The organism is Bradyrhizobium retamae, from assembly GCF_001440415.1.
Lineage (GTDB): Bacteria > Pseudomonadota > Alphaproteobacteria > Rhizobiales > Xanthobacteraceae > Bradyrhizobium > Bradyrhizobium retamae.
The window spans coordinates 64,188-84,044 of the sequence record NZ_LLYA01000156.1 but is presented as its reverse complement, the minus strand read 5'-3'; the positions used below and the strand labels follow the sequence as shown (position 1 = coordinate 84,044).

The following is a 19,857-nucleotide window of genomic DNA, read 5'->3' as shown; positions in this document are numbered from 1 at the left end:
ACCGGCTAACTTTCCGGCCCGACTGCGGCGGGCCTCCTTCGCGGGCCGCATTCAGTCCGGTTTGGGGGGCGGTTGCAAGGGACTTTTCGGCCTATGTCCAAGTCGCTGCTTTAGCTTTTCGGACAGGTTGACCCAGGAGCGCCGTCCGTCCAATTTCCCGCCCCAAAATTCGGATGCGCCGCGTTCGTGCGCGCTGCGATGCAACGACAACCCAAGGGAGAAGAAGTCGATGGAACGGCTCAAGGGCAAGGTGGCGATGGTGGTGGGCGCGGGATCGATCGGTCCCGGCTGGGGCAATGGCAAGGCGACCGCCGTCACCTTCGCGCGCGAGGGCGCCAGCGTGTTCTGCGTCGATCGCAATGCGGCTGCCGCAAATGAAACCGTCAGCATCATCACGGGCGAGGGCGGCAAGGCTGCCGCCTTCACCGCCGACGTTTCGCGCGAGGTCGAGGTCGAGGCAATGGTGGCGGCGTGCCTGAAGACCTATGGCCGCATCGACGTGCTCGACAACAATGTCGGCATTGCCGAAATGGGCAGCGTCGTCGAAGTGAACGAGGCAAGCTGGGACCACGTTTTCGCGGTCAATCTCAAGAGCGCCTATTTTGCCATGAAGCACGTTATTCCCGTGATGCAGAAGCAGGGTGGCGGCTCGGTCATCAACATCTCGTCGATCGCATCGATTCGCCATCTCGGCATCTCCTACGTCACCTATGGCGCCTCGAAGGCGGCGATGAACCAGATGACGCGCACCACCGCCGTGCAATTCGCGAAAGATCATGTTCGTGTGAACTGCATCCTGCCGGGCCTGATGAAGACGCCGATGGTCGAGCACTCGGCTGGCCTCGCTGCAAGCTATTCGGCCGGCGATGTCGAAGCGATGTGGCGGGCGCGCGATGCGCAAGTGCCGATGGGGCACATGGGCGACGCCTGGGACGTCGCCAATGCCGCGCTGTTTCTCGCCTCCGACGAATCCCGTTACGTCACTGGAATCGAGCTCGTGGTCGACGGCGGGATAACGGTGAGGTCGAGTTAGGGCTGGCTGTCATTCCGAGGCGCGTCGCGCGCTCCGGAATGACGAGAGCTGTACCGGCTACTGCGCCATCGCCAGGATACCGCCCGCGAAGGAATGCCAGAGCGGCGTGACGCTGATCGGCCAGTTCAGGAGTTTCACGGCGATCAGCGCAATGCCGCCGTAGACATAGACCGGATGCGGCCGGCCGCGCGTGCGCCAGTCGAAAACGATGGCGGCCACCAGCAGGAGATAGGCGACGAAGGCCGGCGGGATGGTCACGGGGACCGGCGGCGGGCCGAGCGGACCGGGAGGCGCGAGGAACGTGAGAAACCAGCGGGCGACCGCGGCGTCCAATAGCGAAATGCTGGCCAGTAGCATCAGCCGCTTATGGGTTTCCGGCCGCCGGATCGCGGCAATCGCCAGCGTGAAAACCACGGCAAAGAACAGAATTCCGCTGAGCGGGACAATCGCGAACGCGATTCCTTCGTCGGTCAATCCCGCCGCCGCGGAGCGCTTCATCGCGTTGACCGCGACCAGGAAACCGAAAATCGTCATCGCGGTCGCCAGTGAGACGCCGATCATGCCGATGGTGCGGTGCCGGGCGACCTTGCCCGACGCGGCGAGCCAGCTCTGGAATGCGAAATAGAGCGACCAGGCGAAAAACAGCAGGCCGTGAAAGTGCACGACGGGCGAGGCCGAGAACGATCGCTTGGCCATTGGCAGCCAGTAGGTCGGTGCGAAGCCGAGAAAGGCGACTGCCATGCAGGCCAGCGCCATGTAGAAGTAGAAATAGCCTGATTGGGATTGCGCGATGGCGCGCGGCGGATTGAAGTCGGTCAATGTGGTCATGGTTGTTGAGTCCGTGAGAACTGCAATAGGTTCACAGCAGATTTTCTCACGGATCGTATTCTTCCGTCTGTGAAGAGAATTACGTTTCCCGCAGGTCACGTTTCGGCCAAAATCTGTTCTTGTCCGAACGGGAAATTTGCAGGCTGCTTGTCGAAGATGCAGGTCGCTTGCTAGGATCGCGTCGCAATAGACGGCGCTTTCCGGATCAATTGATGCGAGGCTATCTCCACATCCGCAGCCTGGTCGTGGCTTCCCTGCTGTCGCTGACGTACGCGCATGATGCATCGGCGACCGGGACCGAGCCGGGCGAGGATATACGCATTGATCCTGCGGCCTGTCTTGCCGCTGGCCTTGCGCATGATCACGACAGGACGGTGCATCTCTGCAGTGCGCTGATCGACAACGCAAAGACCGAAAAGGCCGACCGCATCAAGGCACTGATTGCCCGTGCGACCGCCTATGAGCGCAAGGACATGATCGACCGTGCCATCGCCGACTATGATAGCGTGTTGCGGCTCGATCCGGCGCACGCCGATGTTTACAACGCGCGTGGCGAACTCTGGCGCAACAAGGGTGATCTGCCGAAGGCGGTGGCCGACTTTGCCGCGGCGATCAAGCTGAATCCTGACCACGTCGTCGCAAGAGCCAACCACCGGGCGCTGGCGCAGGAGGCGGAGCGGCAAGGCGCGTTGCAGGCGGTCGCCGGCAAACCGAGCTTCAACTGTGCCACCGCGCGCCGCAAGGTGGAGAAGGCGATCTGCGCCAATCCGGAACTCGCCGATCTCGATCGCGAGGTTCAAGCGTCGTATAGCAGGACGGCCGCTGAGAAGATGACCCCACAGCAGGCGCGCAAGCTGCGGCGGGAGCAGGGGGAATACATCGCCCGCCGCAACGCAGAGTACGGCCGGCCCGGCTACGATCTGAAAAAGGCCATGCGCGACCGCCTGCAGCAAATCAACGGGATCGACGGGTACTAGGTCGTTTTGGGCCTGATGAGGGGATACGCCAGCGCGGCGCGATGGCTGTCGGTGAGAAGCTCACTACCATCGCCCGGCAGTAGAGTTTAGTCGAACGATCAAGCCATTCCCGGCTTGATCTGGCGCAACTTCCCGTGACAATGCCTGAAATAAATGCTTGCCCAGCCGTTATGGCCGGGCTTGTCCCGGCCATCTACGCCTTGCGAATCTCGAGTTGAAGCAAGGACGTGGATGCCCGCGACAAGCCGGGCATGACGACCATGGGCGAACGAGCGGGGAGTGCGCCATGAACATCCAAGACAACAGCCGCTATCACGAGGTCCATGCCCGCTCGCTGGCGGACCCGGAGGCATTTTGGGCTGACGCCGCGCGCGAGATCGACTGGATCGAGCCGGCCAAAAAGATCTTCGATCCCTCGATGGGCGCCTACGGCCGCTGGTTCGCCGGCGCCGTGGTCAACACTTGCTACAACGCGCTCGACCGCCATGTCGCGGGCGGACGCGCTGACCAGGTCGCGCTGATCCACGATTCGCCGCTCACCAATACGATCTCGAAATTCACCTATGCCGAGATGTTGAAGGAGGTGCAGACGCTCGCCGCCGTGATGGCCGATTTCGGTGTCGCCAAGGGCGACTGCGTTATCCTGTATATGCCGCTGGTGCCGGAAGCGGTGTTTGCGATGCTGGCCTGCGCGCGCATCGGCGCGGTGCATTCGGTGGTGTTCGGCGGCTTTGCCGCCAAAGAACTCGCAACGCGGATCGAGGACGCCAAGCCGAAGCTGATCTTCTCGGCGAGCTGCGGGATCGAGCCCGGCCGTATCGTGCAATACAAACCGCTGCTCGACGAGGCGATCAACCTCTCCAGTGTCAAACCGCAAGCCTGCGTCATCCTCCAGCGGCCGCAGCATCTTTGCGAACTCACGGCCGGCCGCGATCACGATTGGGCGGCGCTCCGCCGCGCGGCGCTCGACGCCGGCAAGGCCGCGCCCTGCACGCCGGTGCTCGCCACCGATCCGCTCTATATTCTCTACACGTCAGGCACCACGGGAATCCCGAAGGGCGTCGTGCGCGACAATGGCGGGCATCTGGTCGCGCTGAAATGGTCGATGTTCAATCTCTACGGCGTCAAGCCGGGCGAGGTCTGGTGGTGTGGCTCCGACATCGGCTGGGTCGTCGGCCACAGCTACATCGTCTACGGCCCGCTGATCCATGGCGCCACCTCGATCATGTATGAGGGCAAGCCGATCGGCACGCCTGACGCCGGCGCGTTCTGGCGTGTCATTTCCGAGCACAAGGCCGTCGCGCTGTTCACCGCGCCGACCGCCTTCCGCGCCATCCGCAAGGAAGACCCGGACGGCGCGTTCATCCGCAAATACGATCTGTCGAAATTCCGCACGCTGTTCCTGGCCGGCGAGCGCGCCGATCCGCCGACGGTGGAATGGGCGGTGGCGCAGTTGAAGGTGCCGGTGATCGATCACTGGTGGCAGACCGAGACCGGCTGGTGCATCGCCGGCAATCCGGTGGGCCTTGGCATGTTGCCGGTCAAGCACGGCTCGCCGACGGTGCCGATGCCGGGCTATCAGGTCGACGTGGTGGACGAGGCATCCAAGCAGGTCGCACCGGGTACCATGGGTTCGATCGTGATCAAGCTGCCGATGCCACCCGGCTGCCTGCCGACGCTGTGGCAGCAGGATCAGCGCTTCAGGGAAGCCTACCTCACGGAGTTTCCCGGCTACTACAAGACCTCGGATGCCGGCTACAAGGACGAGGACGGCTATGTCTGGGTGATGGGCCGTACCGACGACATCATCAACGTCGCTGGCCACCGCCTTTCCACCGGCGGTATGGAGGAAATTCTGGCCTCTCACGCTGATGTCGCCGAATGCGCCGTGCTCGGCATCAAGGACGCGATCAAGGGCGAAGTACCTTGCGGCTTCCTGGTGCTGAAGGCCGGCGTGACGCGAGCTCCCGCCGAGATCGAAAAGGAGATCGTGGCGCTGGTGCGCGAAAAACTTGGTCCTGTCGCAGCCTTCAAGCTGGCGATCACGGTGGGGCGCCTGCCGAAGACGCGCTCGGGAAAAATCCTGCGCGGCACCATCAAGAAGATCGCCGACGGCGAAAGCTGGACCATGCCGGCCACCATCGAGGACCCCAAGGTGCTCGACGAAATCGGCGACGCGCTGAAGGGCAGGTTGTGAGCGAACCCACCGTCGTTCCGGGGCGATGCGAAAGCATCGGACCTCAGGTGCCGCAATTGCGCACCGGGGAACCTCGAGGTTCTCAGTGGCGCAAGGGCCCCCATAGTTCGGCCCTGCGGACCGCCCCGAAATGACGGACCCTGTCATGCCCGGGCTTGACCCGGGCATGACTCGTCGTCAAAGCAGGCTGCCATTATTTCGATGGATTGCCGGCTCATCCCGATCAAGTCGGGGACGCGCGCCCGGCAATGATGAAACCTGGAAGGGACAGAGCATGCGACGTAACCTGCAACTCGCATTCCTCCTCATCGCACCGCTGCTTGCGGGTTGCCTCGAACGCGGCCAGCCGACCATGGTCGACACCAGCGCCGACGATGACGCGTTCTGTCGCTCCAACAATGTCGCGCCGGGCTCGAACGACTACGTCAACTGCCGCAAGAACCGCGACGTCCAGCGCGGCAACGCCAACGCGCGTACCGACCGCGCCCAGCGCAATCTCGCCGAGCAGATGCTGAACAATCCGACGAGGCCGTAACGGGAGGCCACCATGAACGAAGACACCTTCAACGCAAGCCTGCGCAAATTTCTCAAGCAAGTCGGCGTCACCTCGCAACGCGAGATCGAAAAGGCCGTGCGCGATGCGGTCGAATCCGGCAAACTCAAGGGCCATGAGAAGCTGCCGGCGAAGATGGTTCTGACCGTCGGCGGCATCGCGCTCACGCATGAAGTCAACGACGAGATCGAGCTGGGGTAAGGAAGAGCAGCGGCGCGATCTTGTCCCCTCTCTCCTTGTGGGAGAGGGTGGACGCCGGACTTCATACAAAGAAGGCGTCACATGGACATCAAGGTCAGGGATTCCAACGGCGCACTGCTCGCCGAGGGCGATAGCGTCACGCTGATCAAGGATCTGAAACTGAAGGGATCCTCCACCGTGCTCAAGCGCGGCACCGTGATCAAGAACATCCACCTCACGGATGATCCCGACGAGATCGAAGGCCGCACCGACAAGGTCAAGGGCCTGGTGCTGCACACGAAGTTCTTGAAGAAGGCGTGAAGCGTGTCGGCTCACCCGGTCGGCCTTCTTAAATCCATCTTCGAATCGATGCTATAAGGGCGGCATGGAACAACTTGCAATCAAGCTGCTGGGGTTTGCCGCCGCAACCTGCACGACTCTCGCTTATGCACCACAGTTCGTGAAAGTCTGGAAAACCCGCTCCACCGAAGACATCTCGCTTGGAATGTTCCTTGTCATGGTGCTCGGCATCCTGCTCTGGCTGTTGTACGGCCTGCTTTCCGGTGATGCGCCGCTGATCGTTGCGAATGCGATTACGATCGTCCTGGCCGGCGGAATCCTCTGGATGAAGCTGAAGTACGGTTGAAGCGGCTGTCAGCCGGTCCGCAGCGCTCGTCGCAAACAAAAAGCGCGGCGGGTTGCCCCGCCGCGTTCAGCATCAGCCGTGGCCGATAACCTCTACTCTTCCTCGTCCTGCTTCTTGCCACCGATATTCTTGAGCTTGGCGAACACGGCATCGACGTTGAGGTCGTCTTCCGACTTCTCGCTCGGCTCGAATTCCGGCTCCTTCTTCGTGGTCTCGGAGGCCGGCAGCAGGGTGGCGCCGCCGTAGGCTGCGGGCACCGGCTTTTCCTTCGCTGCGCGCTGCACCTCGAAATCGAGCTCGATCTGCGAGCACAGGCCGAGCGTCACCGGATCCATCGGGGTGAGCGTCGAGGCGTTCCAGTGGGTGCGGTCGCGGACTGAGGCGATGGTGGTCTTGGTGGTGCCGACCAGGCGCATGATCTGCGCGTCCTTCAGTTCGGGATGGTTGCGGACCAGCCACAGGATCGCGCTCGGCCGCTCGTGGCGGCGCGACACCGGGGTATAGCGCGGGCCCTTCTTTTTGGCGGCCGGCGGCAGCACCACCTTGCTCTCGCCGAGCTTGAGGCGGTAATTCGGGTCTTTTTCGCCCCTTTCGATCTCGTCGCGGGTCAATTGCCCGGTCGAAATCGGGTCCATGCCCTTGATCCCCTGGGCGGCGTCGCCATCGGCGATGGCGCGGACCTCAAGGGGGTGCATTTTGGTGAAATCGGCCACCTGGTCGAAGGTCAGCGCCGTATTGTCAACCAGCCACACGGCCGTCGCCTTGGGCATCAGCGGTGCATTGCTCATGGCAAATCTCCTTTGTGCCTCGCCCACCTCTTTTTAGGAGGCGAAGCCTGTGGTCATCGTTGATGACGGGAATTGAGGGCTATATACGCCTTCCAACCCCTTTGGCGCAATGGTCTGCTAAAGTGCCTTGACACAGCCCGAAACCAGTCCCAAGTCCTTATCCGAACTAGCCGTTCCCTGCCCGCCGGCAAGGGGTGATTCGGTCCCGAGATAGCGCCCCATGCCAGCCAAACCAGACCTCAGAATCGTGCTTTGTTCCCCCCGCGGCTTCTGCGCCGGGGTGGTGCGGGCCATCGATACCGTGGAACGGGCGCTCGCCATCTATGGCGCCCCCGTCTATGTCCGGCACGAGATCGTACATAACCGCTACGTGGTCGATAGCCTGAAGACCAAGGGCGCGATTTTCGTCGAGGAACTCGCTGAAATCCCCGACAATACCAACGCCCCGGTGGTGTTTTCGGCCCACGGGGTTCCCAAGTCGGTTCCGGCAGACGCCCGCGCCCGCAATTTCTTCTCGCTGGACGCAACCTGCCCGCTGGTTACCAAGGTGCACCGCGAGGCCGCGATCCACTTCAAGCGCGGCCGTGAGATCCTGCTGATCGGGCATTCGCATCACCCTGAGGTGGTCGGCACGCTCGGGCAGTTGCCGACGGGCGCGGTGACGCTGATCGAGACCGCTGAGGACGCCAAGACGTTCGCGCCGAAGGATCCGAACAACCTCGCTTTCGTGACCCAGACGACGTTGTCGATCGACGACACCGCCGAGATCGTCGCGCTCCTCAAGGAGCGCTTCCCGAATATCAACGGCCCGCACAAGGAAGACATCTGCTACGCCACCACCAACCGCCAGCTCGCGGTGAAGAAGGTGGCGCCGGTTGTTGATGCCCTGATCGTGGTCGGCGCGCCGAACTCGTCGAACTCGCAGCGCCTGCGCGAAGTCGCTGAGCGCGAGGGCTGCCCGGTCTCGGTGCTGGCGCAGCGCGCCTCGGATCTCGACTGGTCGCGCTTCGAGGGCATCAAGAGCCTCGGCATCACGGCGGGCGCATCCGCGCCGGAAGTGATCGTCGAGGAAATCATGGGCGCCTTCGCCGAGCGGTTCGAATTGCATGTGGAGACGGTGTCGGCCGCGGAGGAGAACGAGTTCTTCCCGCTGCCGCGTTCGCTGCGGCCTGAAGCTGCCGCCGAGTAGTCGCGATGGCGGTTTACACCGACGTCGCCGCCGAAGACCTCGCGGAGTTCCTGAAGGGCTACGAAATCGGCGAGTTGCTCTCCTACAAGGGCATCGCCGAAGGCGTCGAGAATTCCAATTTTCTGCTGCATACCAGCAAAGGCGCGTTCATCCTCACGCTCTATGAAAAGCGCGTGGCGGTGGGCGATTTGCCGTACTTCCTGTCGCTGATGGCGCATCTGGCCGAGCGCGGCGTGCGCTGCCCGCAGCCAGCCCGCAACCGCAAGGGTGAAGTCTACAGCGAACTGGCCGGGCGTCCCGCGGCGATCATCAACTTCCTCGAAGGCATGTGGCCGCGGCGGCCCAACGCCGCGCATTGCACTGGCGTCGGCGAGGCGCTTGCAAAGATGCATCTGGCGGGCAGCGACTTCCCGATGTTCCGCAAGAACCCGCTGTCGGTCGAGGGCTGGCGGCCGCTATTCGATCTCGCCGCATCGCGCGCCGACAGCGTCGCGCCTGGCTTGCAGGATTTCATCGCGCGCGAGCTCGATCAGCTCGAGGCACGCTGGCCGAAAGATTTGCCGCTCGGCGTCATCCACGCCGACCTGTTTCCCGACAATGTCTTCTTCCTCGGCGACAAACTGTCCGGCCTGATCGACTTCCCGTTTTCCTGCAACGACATCCTGGCCTACGACGCCGCGATCTGCCTGAATGCGTGGTGTTTTGAGCCGGATCATTCGTTCAACGTCACCAAGGCGCGCGCGCTGCTCAACGCCTATGGCCGCGAGCGGCAATTGTCTGATACCGAGCAGGAAGCGCTGCCGCTGCTGGCGCGCGGCTCGGCGCTGCGCTTCCTGCTGACGCGGCTGGTCGATTTTCTCAACGTGCCGCCGGGCGCGCTGGTGAAGCCGAAGGACCCACTCGAATACGTCCGCAAGCTGCGCTTTCACCAGAGCGTTTCCAGCGTGCGCGATTACGGCCTGACCCAGCCCGGATTTGCCGCTTGAGCGAATTGCCTCACGTGACGGTTTTCACCGACGGTGCCTGCTCGGGCAATCCCGGCCCCGGTGGCTGGGGCGCGATTCTGAGGTTCGGCGATAAAGAGAAAGAACTGAAGGGCGGCGAGCCGCACACCACCAACAACCGCATGGAGCTGATGGCGGCGATCTCGGCGCTGGAAGCACTGAAGAAGCCGTGCGTGGTCGATCTCACCACCGACAGCCAGTATGTCCGCCAGGGCATCAGCGGCTGGATCCATGGCTGGAAGCGGAACGGCTGGCGCACCGCGGACAAGAAACCGGTCAAGAACGTCGATCTCTGGCAGCGCCTCGACATGGCGCTAAAGCCGCACGAGGTGCGCTGGCACTGGATCAGGGGCCACGCCGGCCACGCCGAAAACGAGCGCGCCGATCAACTCGCACGTGAGGGCGTGGCAATGGCGAGGTTGCAGGAGAGAGTGGGGAAGTAGGCGCCCCTTCCCCTCTCCCATAAGGGGAGAGGATGGATCAATCGCGCAAAGCGCGATTGAGACGGGTGGATTCTCTCCGCGGGTCTGCGTCCCTCGTCTGAAACGTCTGCTTCCGCTGAGAGAACCCCTCATCCGGCACTTCGCGCCACCTTCTCCCACAAGGGGAGAAGGAGAAGGGGACGGGGCATCCATCCGTCGTCATTGCGAGGAGCGAAGCGACGAAGCAATCCATGCTTCAGCGCGTGCGGAGAGGTGGATTGCTTCGCTTCGCTCGCAATGACGGAGGAAGTTACAACTGTCCCAGCAGCGTGTCGCCGCCGGAAACTTCGACCTTGCCCGGCGCGGGCTCGAGGTTGAGCTTCTTCACCACGCCGTCTTCAACCAGCATCGAATAGCGCTTGGAACGGATGCCGAGGCCATTGCCGGAGGCATCGAGCTCCATGCCGATCGCCTTGGTGAAGTCGGCATTGCCGTCGGCGAGGAATACGGCTTCGTCGCGCTGGTCGGTGTCGCGCTTCCAGGCGTTCATGACGAAGGCGTCGTTGACGGAGACGATGGCGATGGCGTTCACGCCCTTGTCCTTGATGGCATAGGCGTTGAGGAAGATGCTCGGCAGGTGCATCTTGTGGCAGGTGCCGGTATAGGCGCCGGGCACCGCGAACAGCGCTACCTTCTTGCCTTTGAAAATGTCGTCGGTGGTTTTGACCTGCGGGCCTTCCGCCGTCATCACGCGAAACTTGGCTTCCGGCAGCTTGTCGCCAACTTGGATCGTCATCGTCAATTCTCCCTCAATGAGCGGTGTGTGCCTTATAGCGTTTTCGAGCGAAGTGGGTACCGGTTTGCGTGAAGAAAACGCGTCAAAATAACGATCTGGAGCAAACGCTCCAGACCGGGAAGGTGAACGGCACAATATTCAGGGGAGGAGAAACGGCAACGGTCGAGACCGTTCACGCTTGCGTCATCACGGCGAAAAGCCGCCTTCATCGAGGAATGCCTGCTCCTCCGGCGTGGTAGCGCGGCCCAGAAGGTGGTTGCGGTGGGGAAAGCGACCGAAGCGCCGGATGATATCGGCGTGGTGCTCGGCCCATTTCAGGCTCTCGGTATGGCCGGCCGCGCGTGACAGCTCGATGCAGCGCAACTGGTCGCCCAGGTGCTCCGAATGCATGAAAGGCAGATAGAGGAATTCGCGCAAAGCGGGATCGATCCGCGCCTCGACGCCGTGGTCGACGGCGCGGTGCGCCACCTCACGGGCGAGGCGGTCGCTGGCATAGGTCCTGAGGTCGCCGCGGAACATGTTGCGGGGAAACTGGTCGAGCACGATGACGAGCGCCAGCGCGCCGTCATCGCTCGTTTCCCACGACGATAGCTCGCCGGCCGCCGCTCTCTGCCAAAGGCCGCGAAAGCGCCGGCACACCTCCGCATCGAAAGCGTCGTCGCGAGTGTACCAGCGATCTGGGCCGGCGTCGCGCCAGAAGGCCAGAATGTCGGCTGGCGCGACGTTAGTCTCCGTCATGTCGAGAGGTCCGCGTGCGCCTTACGCCGCGGCCTTTTTCTCGTCGCGCAGTTCGCGGCGCAGGATCTTGCCGACATTGGTCTTGGGCAGATCGGTCCTGAACTCGATCTGCTTGGGGACCTTGTAGGCGGTGAGCTGCGTGCCGCAGAACTTGATGACGTCGTCGGCCGAAAGGTTCGGGTCCTTCTTGACGATGAAGGCCTTCACCGCCTCGCCCGACTTCGAATCCGCCACACCGATCACGGCGCATTCGAGCACGCCTGGATGCCCCGCAATCACTTCCTCGATCTCGTTCGGATAGACGTTGAAGCCCGAGACCAGGATCATGTCCTTCTTGCGGTCGACGATCTTGGTGTAGCCCCGTTCGTCCATGACGCCGATGTCGCCGGTGCGGAAGAAGCCGTCCGCGGTCATCACGTTCGCGGTCTCTTCCGGCCGATTCCAGTAGCCGGCCATCACCTGCGGTCCCTTGGCGCAGATCTCGCCGGGCTGGCCAAGCGGCACCTCCTTGCCGTCGTCGTCGCGGATCGAGATGTAGGTCGAGGGCACGGGAATGCCGATCGAGCCGGAGAACTGGTCGGTGTCGGCGGGGTTGCAGGTCAGCACCGGCGAGGTCTCGGACAGGCCATAGCCTTCCGACAGCGCGCAGCCCGTCACCTTCAGCCATTTCTCGGCGACCGCCTTTTGCGTCGCCATGCCGCCGCCGAACGAGGTCTTCAGCTTGGAGAAGTTGACCTTGTCGAAGCCCGGCGCGTTGAGCAGGGCGTTGTAGAGCGTGTTGACCGCCGGGAAGCTGTTTACCTGGTATTTCTGCAGCTCCTTGATAAAGCCCGGTATGTCGCGCGGATTCGGGATCAGAAGATTGACGCCACCGGCGCGCACCGCCATCAGGAAGCACGCCGTCAGCGCGAAGATGTGATAGAGCGGCAGCGCGCAGACGATGAAGAGTTGGTCGACATGCGGGGGCTTCTTCAGCGCCGGCTGCAGCCAGGCGTCGTTCTGCAGCACGTTGGCGAGAATGTTCTTGTGCAGCAGCGTCGCGCCCTTGGAGACGCCGGTGGTGCCGCCGGTATATTGCAGGAAAGCGACGTCGTCACGCGTCAGTTGCGGCTTGCTCAGCTTCATGCTGCGGCCGGCGGCGAGCGCATCATTGAACGAGACGGAGCCTGGAAGCGACCACGCCGGCACCATCTTCTTCACCTTGCGCACGACGAGATTGACGATCACGCCCTTGAAGCCGAGCAGGTCGCCCATGCTGCCGACGATCACGTGTTTGACCGAGGTTCTCGCGATTACCTGCTGCACGGTGGTGGCGAAATTCTCCAGCACGATGATCGCTTCGGCGCCGGAATCCTTGAGCTGATGCTCGAGCTCGCGCGGGGTGTAGAGCGGATTGACATTCACCACGGCATATCCCGCGCGCAGCACGGCGGCGGTCGAGACCGGGTATTGCAGCACGTTCGGCATCATCAGCGCGACGCGGGCGCCCTTTTGCAGGCCCTTGCTCTGCAGATAGGCAGCGAGTGCGGCCGACATCTCGTCCATATCGCGGTAGCTGATCGACTTGTCCATGCAGATGAACGCCTTGCGATCGGCGAACTTCTTGAAGCTTTCTTCCAACAGCTCGACCAGCGACGAGTACTGGGTGACGTCGATATCGGCTGGCACACCGGCCGGATATTGCTTGAGCCAGATCCGCTCCATGGTATCTCCCCTCTGCTTGTTTCCCTGTTTCTCGGCCGGGCATGCCTTGTTTTTGGCAGTATTGTGAATGCCGCCGCCGATGGCAAGCGGCTGCGCGCTATCGACGCATTTCGGCGATCTGGAATCGTTCGGCCGAACGGCAGGAAAGCTGCCTAATTACGTGGCTCCGCGGCCCGTTAACCAGCCGGCTTGTTTTCGCCTTTGGGTTTAGCGGCGGCGTTTGGCTTGGCCGGCTTCGGCGCGGGCTTGTCTCCGACGGCGACAGGCTTGGCGGCCGGCTTTTTGTCGGCGGAAGCTGCCGGCTTTCTTTCGGCCGAGGCGGCCGGCTTTCTCTCGGCCGTGGCGGCCGGCTTGGCGGCAGCCTCCGGTTTGGCGGTCGCATGCCGGACTGCAGCAGGCTTGGCTGCCGGCTTCGCGGTGGCTTCGGCCTTTGGTGCTGCGGCGTCAGGCTTCTTCGCTGCAATCGTCGATTTCTTGCCACGCTTTGGCGGCGTCTGCTTCTCGGCATCCGCCGCAACGGCGGCGATCAATGCCGGGCCGGTCTTGGTTGGACCGGTATAGACCGGAACAGGCTCGGACGGCTCTGCCGCGGCCGCCAGCAGATCCGCAGGTTTGACGGGGTGGTGCTGCAGCCCCGCCGTAAAGAAGTTCACCGCGGTCTCGCCAGTCGAAGTGTTGCCGTTGCTGGCGACGATGTCCGGGTCCTCATCGGTGGCCGGCCGCTTGCGCTTGCCGTTGCACATCTCGTCGCGCAGGTTCGGCGGCGTCGCATCGACCGGAACCAGATTGTCGACGGTGCCGAGCGCGGGCTTCAGCCAGCCCAGCCCGTTGCCGAAGCCGCGCTCCAGCAATTGCGCTGCGCGAACGGCCCGCGCCTGGCCTGAGGATGCGCCGAGCACGACCGCGATAAGCCGCTTGCCGTTGCGCGTCGCAGACGCAACCAGATTGTAGCCGGAAGCGCAGATGAAGCCGGTCTTGAAACCGTCGGCGCCGGGATAGCGCCCGATCAGCTTGTTGAAATTCTGCGTCACCCTGCGGCCGTAGCGGATCGAGGGGATCTGCATGAAGTATTCGTACTCGGGCAGGTCGCGAATGACGGCGCGTGCCAGCATCGCGAGATCGCGCGCCGACGTGATCTGTCCGTCCGCGGGCAGGCCGTTGGGATTGACATAGCTCGTCTGCGTCATGCCGAGCCGCAAGGCGGTCTGGTTCATGATCGCCGAGAAACCGTCGACCGAGCCGCCGACGCCTTCGGCGAGCACCACGGCCATGTCATTGGCCGACTTCACCATCATCATCTTGAGCGCGTTATCGACGGTGACCTGGGTGCCCGGAGGAAAGCCCATCTTGGACGGCGACTGCGAGGCGGCGACCGGCGACACCGTCAAGAGCGTGTCGAGCGACAGTCGTCCTTCCTTGACAGCCTTCAACGTGACGTAGGCCGTCATGATCTTGGTCACCGAGGCGGGATACCAGGGCATGGTGGCATTGTCGGCCTGCAGCACCTTGCCGGTATCGGCTTCGACGACCAACAGCGCTTCGGCGTGCACGGCGCGCGACGTCATGACGGCAAGCGCCGTCGCCAGCAAAATCAGGTTCAATGAGGAAGCGCGAAGCAACGGGCGAAGAAGATGCACTTTTCCGTTCCGGTCCTTTGAGACCCGCCTTCGAAAAGGAGAGGTCCTTAAATCAAACGTTCGGGTTTCAAGCGTGTCCGGCGCCGTCGCATTGCGGCAGGTGCGCAAACCTATACCGGCTTGGCGATTCAGAACAGAGGCCCGGCGATTTAATCGTGGACGAAATTGGCGCAATTTCGGCGATAGTTGAACCGTAACAGATGCTTGTCGGCTATTTGACCTTGATGCCGGTCCGGGCATTCTCCTGCACCATGAACTGGGCCTTGGCGAGTTCCGCGAAGCGACCGCCCATGGCCACCAGTTCATCGAAAGTTCCACTTTCGATCACCCGCCCGTTGTCGAACATCAGAATGCGGGTCGCGTTGCGAATGGTCGAAAGCCGGTGCGCGATCACAAAGGTGGTGCGGCCCTTCATCACCTCGTCGAGCGCCGCGTTGACCTTGGCCTCGGTGACGGCGTCGAGCGCGCTGGTCGCCTCGTCGAGAATCAGGATCGGTGGGTCTTTCAGCAGCGCACGGGCGATCGACAAGCGCTGCCGCTCGCCGCCGGATAGCATCCGGCCGCGCTCGCCGGCATGGGTCTCGAACTTCTTCTCGCTGCGCTCGATGAACTCCAGCGCCTGCGCGCGGCTTGCGGCGATGCGCATTTCCTCATCGGTCGCGTCCGGCTTGCCGACGCGCAGATTGTCCGCGATCGAGCGGTTAAACAGCAGCGCCTCCTGGAACACCACGCCGATGTTCCGCCGCAGCGCCGTCAGCTTCAACGCGCGAATGTCCATGCCGTCGATCTTGATGATGCCGGACTGCGGATCGAAGGCGCGGTGCAACAGCGCAATCGCCGTCGACTTGCCGGCGCCGGTCGGGCCGACCAGGGCGATGGTCTGCCCGGGCAGAGCGGTAAACGAAACGTCTTCGACCGCGGGCCGTTTGCCGTCATATGAAAACGATACGTCGTGGAATTCGACGAGGCCGGAAAGCCGGCCGGTATCGACCGCTCCGGGCCGGTCGCGCACTGCGGGTACGGCATCCAGCACGTCGAAGAATTCCTGCAGCCTTGGGGCCTCCATGAACACGCTGTTGATAAAGCTCACCACCTGTTCCAGCTTCTGGATCAGCATGGTCGCGAAGCTGACAAACATCACGATCTCGCCGACCGTCGTCTGTCCCTGCGCGTGCAGGTAGATGCCGACGGTAAAGATCGCGAGCACGGTGATGGTGGTGGAAGCACGGGTGATGACGGTCACCAGTGCCCACCAGCCTAGCACCGGCATCTGCGCGGCGAGCAGCTTGTCGGCGACGAAACGCATGCCCTGAACCTCTGCATCTATCCGCACGAAGCTCTGCACCAGTGCGACGTTGCCGAGCGCATCAGACGCGCGCGCCGACAGATCGCTGTACTGCGCTTCGACCTCGCTCTGCATGCCGTAGGTCTTGCGTACCACCAGCGTGGTCAGCAGCGTGAACACCACGCACAGCACGAACAAGAGTATCGCCAGCCGCCAATTGATGTAGAACGCGAGCGGCAGCAGCACGACCAGTGACAGGATCGCCGCAAAATGCTCGCGGAAGAATGCGACCCAGAGGCGCCACAGCGCGTCGGTGCCGTTCAGCATCACCTTCATCAGCCGGCCGGAATGGGTGCCGGTGTGGAAGGTCAACGGCAACTGCATGATGTGCTCGAAATAATCCGTCAGCACCGCCTGGCGTTGACGGTGCGCCAGCTTGTCGGCATGGAGCGCGACTAGCGCGCCGCAGGCGATAGTGAACAGCCCGAACACGACCCAGGCTCCCAGCAGCGGCCAGGCCGAGTTCGTGGCCAGCGGGCCGGTCTGCGGTTTGCCAGAGAGTACGTCGACGATCTTGCCGAACAGCACCGGCTCGGCGAATTGCGCCCCGGCCAGCAGGAGGTTGGCGACGGCGAGAATCCAGCCCAGCCGCGCCTCCTTGCCAAGCAGCTCGAGGACACGGGTGTAAAGGCGCAGCATGGACATCGAATGAGGACTCGCAAGGCGTTTCAATCGCCCATTGTAAACAGGGATCGCTCGGGACGACTAGTGAGGCCGGGCGCACACGTCAACGACGCTGAGCAAGCGGCACCCCTCTCCCCAACCCTCCGCCGCAAGGGAGGAGGGAGCCCGATCAGTCTGCTCACCTCACTTCCTTCGCACGAGTGCTGAACATCGCGCGCATTCCCCTTGCGGGAGAGGGGTAAGCCCAGAGCACCGGTGGAAGAAGGGCCCTCACTCAATTAATCAGCCGGCTGTTGAGCGGGGGCAGAAACTGGTCGTCGAAAATGTCGGACGCCTGCGGCCGTTTCTGAAACTTGAAGTCTTCCGCCACCTGATCGATCGAGCGTTCGAAGCGTCCCGGATCGATGGCGCCGATACCGTTGCGTTTCACTTCGCTGGTCACGACGTAGTCGCGCAGGATGCTTTGCAGCCGCTCGAATTCGAGGTCCTTCGAGCCGCCGTCCATGCGATTTGCGACCTCGGTTGCGGCGCGTTCGGGGTCCTTGACCGTGAGATGCAACCCGCCGATGACGGCTCGCACGAATCCTTTCACCGCCTCGGGCTTGGCGGCCGCCAGCGCCGGATTGGCGATAATGGCGAAACCGTAGGCTTCACAGCCATAGTCGGCGAATTTCAGCACCGCCAGATCGTCGGCAGGCACGCCGCGGTCCTTCAGATTGATCGCCGACAGATAGGAGAATCCGGTCACGGCATCGATCTGGCCCGCCGACAGCATCGGCTCGCGCACCGCGGCACTGATGCTGCTCTGCTTCACGCTCTTGATCTTGATGCTGTTCTGGTGCGCTACCGCCGGCCACAGCCGGGCCGACAAGTCGCCTTCGGCGACGCCGAGAGTCTTGCCCTCAATGTCGGTCAACGCGCGGATGCCACGGCTCTTGCGGGCGATGATGGCATAGGGCGCCTTGTTGAACAGCACGAACACGGCCTTGATCCTGGAGCCGCCCTGCTTGTCCTTGTCGCGAAACCGCATCAATGCGTTGACGTCGACCACGGCGAAATCGCTGCTGCCTGCCGCGACCCGCGCAATCGCGTCCGGCGATCCGCTGGCGATGTTGGTCGTAACCGCAAGCGCCTCAGTGGTGTACAGGCCGCCGGCGGCCGCCATCACGAACGGCGCTGCCGCGGCATCGATCGGACGATCCAGCGAAAACTGGATTGCGAGCGGAGGCCGAGGTTCGTCGGCGGCGAGAGCGCTATTCGCCGTGAAGCCCGCAACGGCGAACAGCCCGGCAAGGAAAGCCAAGAGAGCGCTCAGGCGAGAGCGAATGGCGTTGGTCCTGATCGCACGCATCGAGATGACATCAGCAAGAGGTGGGACAAGTTGCCGCGCCGGTGATGTCGGTTTCGTGACATCGCCAACTGCAGACTTGGCCCTCGGGCGAGCTATTGTGCAGCATCTAACCTGAATGGTCGATGACTGCCACGATTTTGCCAGGGATCGTTCAGCCGCCGTTCGGATTCGGGAACCTAGTATCCGTCCGGTGGTTTAGCTATCGAAGGCCTGTCAGGCCAGCTCCCACGGAGGATATCGAGATGTTTGCGCGAAAAGGTGTGTTTTCATCGATCGGCCGCGCCGGCGCGGTGGCAACGGTTGTGGCCGTTGCACTGACGGCAGTCGCGCCGACCACGGCATTCGCGGGCTCCGCGCCGTCGAGCAAGGGCGTGACGGCCTCGACCGGGACCAGCGACGCGACCGATATCAGTGCCCGTCGCCGTCACTATCGCGGTGGTGGTGGCGCGGCGGCAGCGGCGGCCTTTGCCGGCATCGTCGGTACGGGGCTTGCGATTGCAGCCACCCAGAACCGCCGTCACTACTATGACGACTACGGCTATTACGGTGGCGGCCCGGTCTATTATGGCCGCCCGGCACCTTACTACTACGCGCCCCGCCCGTACTATGGCAGCCCGTATTATGGCGGATGGTAATCGCGACCGTAAGGGTAAAGAAAATCCACCGGCCGTCGGCCGGTGGATTTTTTTATGGTGTGTGCCCGGCCGTTAACACGCCGGCCATGGCTTTGCATTAGGTTCGGAGAATGAGTGATTCGCTCGAACGGCTTTATCAGGCTGTTATCGCGGCCAAGGATCTCGATCCGGCGACGTCGCGCACGGCCCGGCTGTTTCAGCGCGGCCCCTCCAAGATGGCCAAGAAGCTCGCCGAGGAAGCCATCGAAGTCGTGATCGATGCCGTCAACGGCAAGAGCGACGCGGTGGTCCGCGAGAGCGCCGACCTGCTCTATAACCTCACCGTGCTGTGGGCATCGGCCGGCGTGAAGCCGGAGGACGTCTGGCGCGAGATGGAGCGGCGCGAGGACCTGCTCGGCATCGCCGAGAAGCTGCCGAAGGCCGTCAAGTCGCCGAAAACGGCGCCAACCAAGCCGCTGCCCAAGGCGGCCGCTGGCCCCGCAGTCCGGCGGCGAATTGTCGCGCTGGAAGGTCGTTCCTTACGGAAGCGGTAGTAAATCCTCTCAAATTCCGTCGTTTTCCGGCATGGACAAATCCGCTCCATGATGGTTCATGCGGCCATGCTCAAACGGACCTACGATTGGTGTATCAACGCCGCCGACAAGCCCTATGCGCTCTGGATCATGGCGGCGGTGTCTTTCGCGGAAAGCTCGTTCTTCCCGATCCCGCCCGACATCATGCTGCTGCCGATGTCGCTGGCGCAGCCGAAGAAGGCGTGGTGGTTCGCGACCGTCTGTACCATCGCATCCGTTGCCGGCGGCGTGGTCGGATACGCCATCGGTGCGTTGCTCTACGACTCGGTCGGGCACTGGCTGATCACGATCTACGGTCTCAGTGACAAGGTCGAAACCTTCCGCGCCTCCTATGCCGAATGGGGCGCGGTGATCATCCTGCTGAAGGGGCTGACGCCGATCCCCTACAAGCTCGTCACCATCACCTCGGGGTTTGCCGGCTACAACATCTGGCTGTTCATCCTGTGCTCGATCGTGGCACGCGGCGGGCGGTTCTTCGTGGTCGCGGTCCTGCTCAACCGCTATGGCGACGTGATCCGGGCCGAGCTAGAAAAGCGCCTTGGCACCTGGGTGGCCATCGGTGCCGTCGTCCTGGTGCTCGGCTTCTATGCCGCGTTCAAGCTGGTCTAGGCTTTGCCGGCATCCCGGCTTCAGGCTAC

21 protein-coding genes are annotated in these 19,857 nt (G+C 63.0%); 13 read left to right on the top strand and 8 right to left on the bottom strand.

Translation table 11 applies throughout. The features are described from left to right. Positions 1-229 precede the first annotated feature (229 nt). Positions 230-1,033, top strand: coding sequence for an SDR family NAD(P)-dependent oxidoreductase (locus CQ13_RS19190; RefSeq protein WP_057844395.1), 804 nt, complete (start codon positions 230-232; stop codon positions 1,031-1,033). Between the two features lie 57 nt (positions 1,034-1,090). Here CQ13_RS19190 and CQ13_RS19185 read toward each other — a convergent pair whose 3' ends face one another. Further along, positions 1,091-1,861 (bottom strand): hypothetical protein, encoded by a 771-nt coding sequence (locus tag CQ13_RS19185; RefSeq protein ID WP_057844394.1) that lies wholly within the window; start codon positions 1,859-1,861, stop codon positions 1,091-1,093. A gap of 212 nt (positions 1,862-2,073) precedes the next feature. Here CQ13_RS19185 and CQ13_RS19180 point away from each other — a divergent pair, with 212 nt between their 5' ends. From CQ13_RS19180 to CQ13_RS19155, 6 genes are all read left to right on the top strand, one after another. Next, a complete protein-coding gene (locus tag CQ13_RS19180) occupies positions 2,074-2,838 on the top strand; it encodes a tetratricopeptide repeat protein (RefSeq protein ID WP_057844393.1) in 765 nt (254 codons plus the stop codon). Positions 2,839-3,124: 286 nt separating this feature from the next. Next, positions 3,125-5,035, top strand: a complete 1,911-nt coding sequence (locus CQ13_RS19175) for a propionyl-CoA synthetase (RefSeq protein WP_057844392.1) — start codon at positions 3,125-3,127, stop codon at positions 5,033-5,035. Between the two features lie 274 nt (positions 5,036-5,309). After that, on the top strand, positions 5,310-5,570 hold the full coding sequence (locus tag CQ13_RS19170; protein WP_057844391.1) for a hypothetical protein: 261 nt from the start codon (positions 5,310-5,312) through the stop codon (positions 5,568-5,570). Positions 5,571-5,582: 12 nt separating this feature from the next. Further along, the gene (locus CQ13_RS19165; RefSeq protein ID WP_057844390.1) at positions 5,583-5,789 is read left to right on the top strand and encodes a DUF6494 family protein; all 207 of its coding nucleotides are present in this window, start codon (positions 5,583-5,585) and stop codon (positions 5,787-5,789) included. An 81-nt stretch (positions 5,790-5,870) separates the two neighbouring features. Further along, a complete protein-coding gene (locus CQ13_RS19160; protein ID WP_057844389.1) occupies positions 5,871-6,089 on the top strand; it encodes an alkylphosphonate utilization protein in 219 nt (72 codons plus the stop codon). A 64-nt stretch (positions 6,090-6,153) separates the two neighbouring features. Then, on the top strand, positions 6,154-6,414 hold the full coding sequence (locus CQ13_RS19155) for a SemiSWEET transporter (protein WP_057844388.1): 261 nt from the start codon (positions 6,154-6,156) through the stop codon (positions 6,412-6,414). A gap of 92 nt (positions 6,415-6,506) precedes the next feature. On the opposite strand, the gene CQ13_RS19150 is transcribed toward CQ13_RS19155, so the two are convergent. Then, positions 6,507-7,202, bottom strand: coding sequence for a DUF1013 domain-containing protein (locus tag CQ13_RS19150; RefSeq protein WP_057844387.1), 696 nt, complete (start codon positions 7,200-7,202; stop codon positions 6,507-6,509). Positions 7,203-7,422: 220 nt separating this feature from the next. On the opposite strand from CQ13_RS19150, the gene ispH reads away from it, so the two are divergent. From ispH to rnhA, 3 genes are read left to right on the top strand one after another with little or no spacing between them, the layout of a single operon-like run. Beyond that, entirely contained in the window at positions 7,423-8,391 is a 969-nt protein-coding gene (ispH, locus tag CQ13_RS19145; protein WP_028348105.1) for a 4-hydroxy-3-methylbut-2-enyl diphosphate reductase, read from the top strand. 5 nt (positions 8,392-8,396) lie between these two features. Further along, the gene (locus CQ13_RS19140; protein WP_057844386.1) at positions 8,397-9,377 is read left to right on the top strand and encodes a homoserine kinase; all 981 of its coding nucleotides are present in this window, start codon (positions 8,397-8,399) and stop codon (positions 9,375-9,377) included. Next, positions 9,374-9,838, top strand: a complete 465-nt coding sequence (gene rnhA / locus CQ13_RS19135) for a ribonuclease HI (RefSeq protein WP_057844385.1) — start codon at positions 9,374-9,376, stop codon at positions 9,836-9,838. Before CQ13_RS19140 ends, rnhA begins: the two co-directional genes overlap by 4 nt. Positions 9,839-10,127: 289 nt before the next feature. Here rnhA and CQ13_RS19130 read toward each other — a convergent pair whose 3' ends face one another. The 6 genes from CQ13_RS19130 to CQ13_RS19105 form a co-directional block, all read right to left on the bottom strand. Continuing rightward, the gene (locus tag CQ13_RS19130; RefSeq protein WP_057844384.1) at positions 10,128-10,613 is read right to left on the bottom strand and encodes a peroxiredoxin; all 486 of its coding nucleotides are present in this window, start codon (positions 10,611-10,613) and stop codon (positions 10,128-10,130) included. Positions 10,614-10,799: 186 nt separating this feature from the next. Further along, positions 10,800-11,351, bottom strand: coding sequence for a DUF924 family protein (locus CQ13_RS19125; RefSeq protein ID WP_057844383.1), 552 nt, complete (start codon positions 11,349-11,351; stop codon positions 10,800-10,802). A 21-nt stretch (positions 11,352-11,372) separates the two neighbouring features. Beyond that, positions 11,373-13,055 (bottom strand): long-chain fatty acid--CoA ligase, encoded by a 1,683-nt coding sequence (locus CQ13_RS19120; protein WP_057844382.1) that lies wholly within the window; start codon positions 13,053-13,055, stop codon positions 11,373-11,375. Positions 13,056-13,231: 176 nt separating this feature from the next. Beyond that, the gene (locus CQ13_RS19115) at positions 13,232-14,692 is read right to left on the bottom strand and encodes a D-alanyl-D-alanine carboxypeptidase family protein (protein WP_057844381.1); all 1,461 of its coding nucleotides are present in this window, start codon (positions 14,690-14,692) and stop codon (positions 13,232-13,234) included. A 211-nt stretch (positions 14,693-14,903) separates the two neighbouring features. Further along, positions 14,904-16,682, bottom strand: a complete 1,779-nt coding sequence (locus CQ13_RS19110) for a glucan ABC transporter ATP-binding protein/ permease (RefSeq protein WP_057844380.1) — start codon at positions 16,680-16,682, stop codon at positions 14,904-14,906. 253 nt (positions 16,683-16,935) lie between these two features. Then, the gene (locus CQ13_RS19105) at positions 16,936-18,012 is read right to left on the bottom strand and encodes an ABC transporter substrate-binding protein (protein ID WP_057844379.1); all 1,077 of its coding nucleotides are present in this window, start codon (positions 18,010-18,012) and stop codon (positions 16,936-16,938) included. 242 nt (positions 18,013-18,254) lie between these two features. Between CQ13_RS19105 and CQ13_RS19100 the strand changes: the two genes are divergently transcribed. The 3 genes from CQ13_RS19100 to CQ13_RS19090 all read left to right on the top strand — a co-directional run bounded on the left by CQ13_RS19100 (position 18,255) and on the right by CQ13_RS19090 (position 19,828). Next, on the top strand, positions 18,255-18,647 hold the full coding sequence (locus CQ13_RS19100) for a hypothetical protein (RefSeq protein WP_057844378.1): 393 nt from the start codon (positions 18,255-18,257) through the stop codon (positions 18,645-18,647). Between the two features lie 110 nt (positions 18,648-18,757). Next, positions 18,758-19,180 carry a phosphoribosyl-ATP diphosphatase gene (gene hisE, locus CQ13_RS19095; protein WP_057844377.1) on the top strand — a complete coding sequence of 141 codons (423 nt, stop codon included), beginning with the start codon at positions 18,758-18,760 and terminating at the stop codon, positions 19,178-19,180. A gap of 66 nt (positions 19,181-19,246) precedes the next feature. Beyond that, positions 19,247-19,828, top strand: a complete 582-nt coding sequence (locus CQ13_RS19090) for a YqaA family protein (protein WP_057844419.1) — start codon at positions 19,247-19,249, stop codon at positions 19,826-19,828. Positions 19,829-19,857 lie beyond the last annotated feature (29 nt).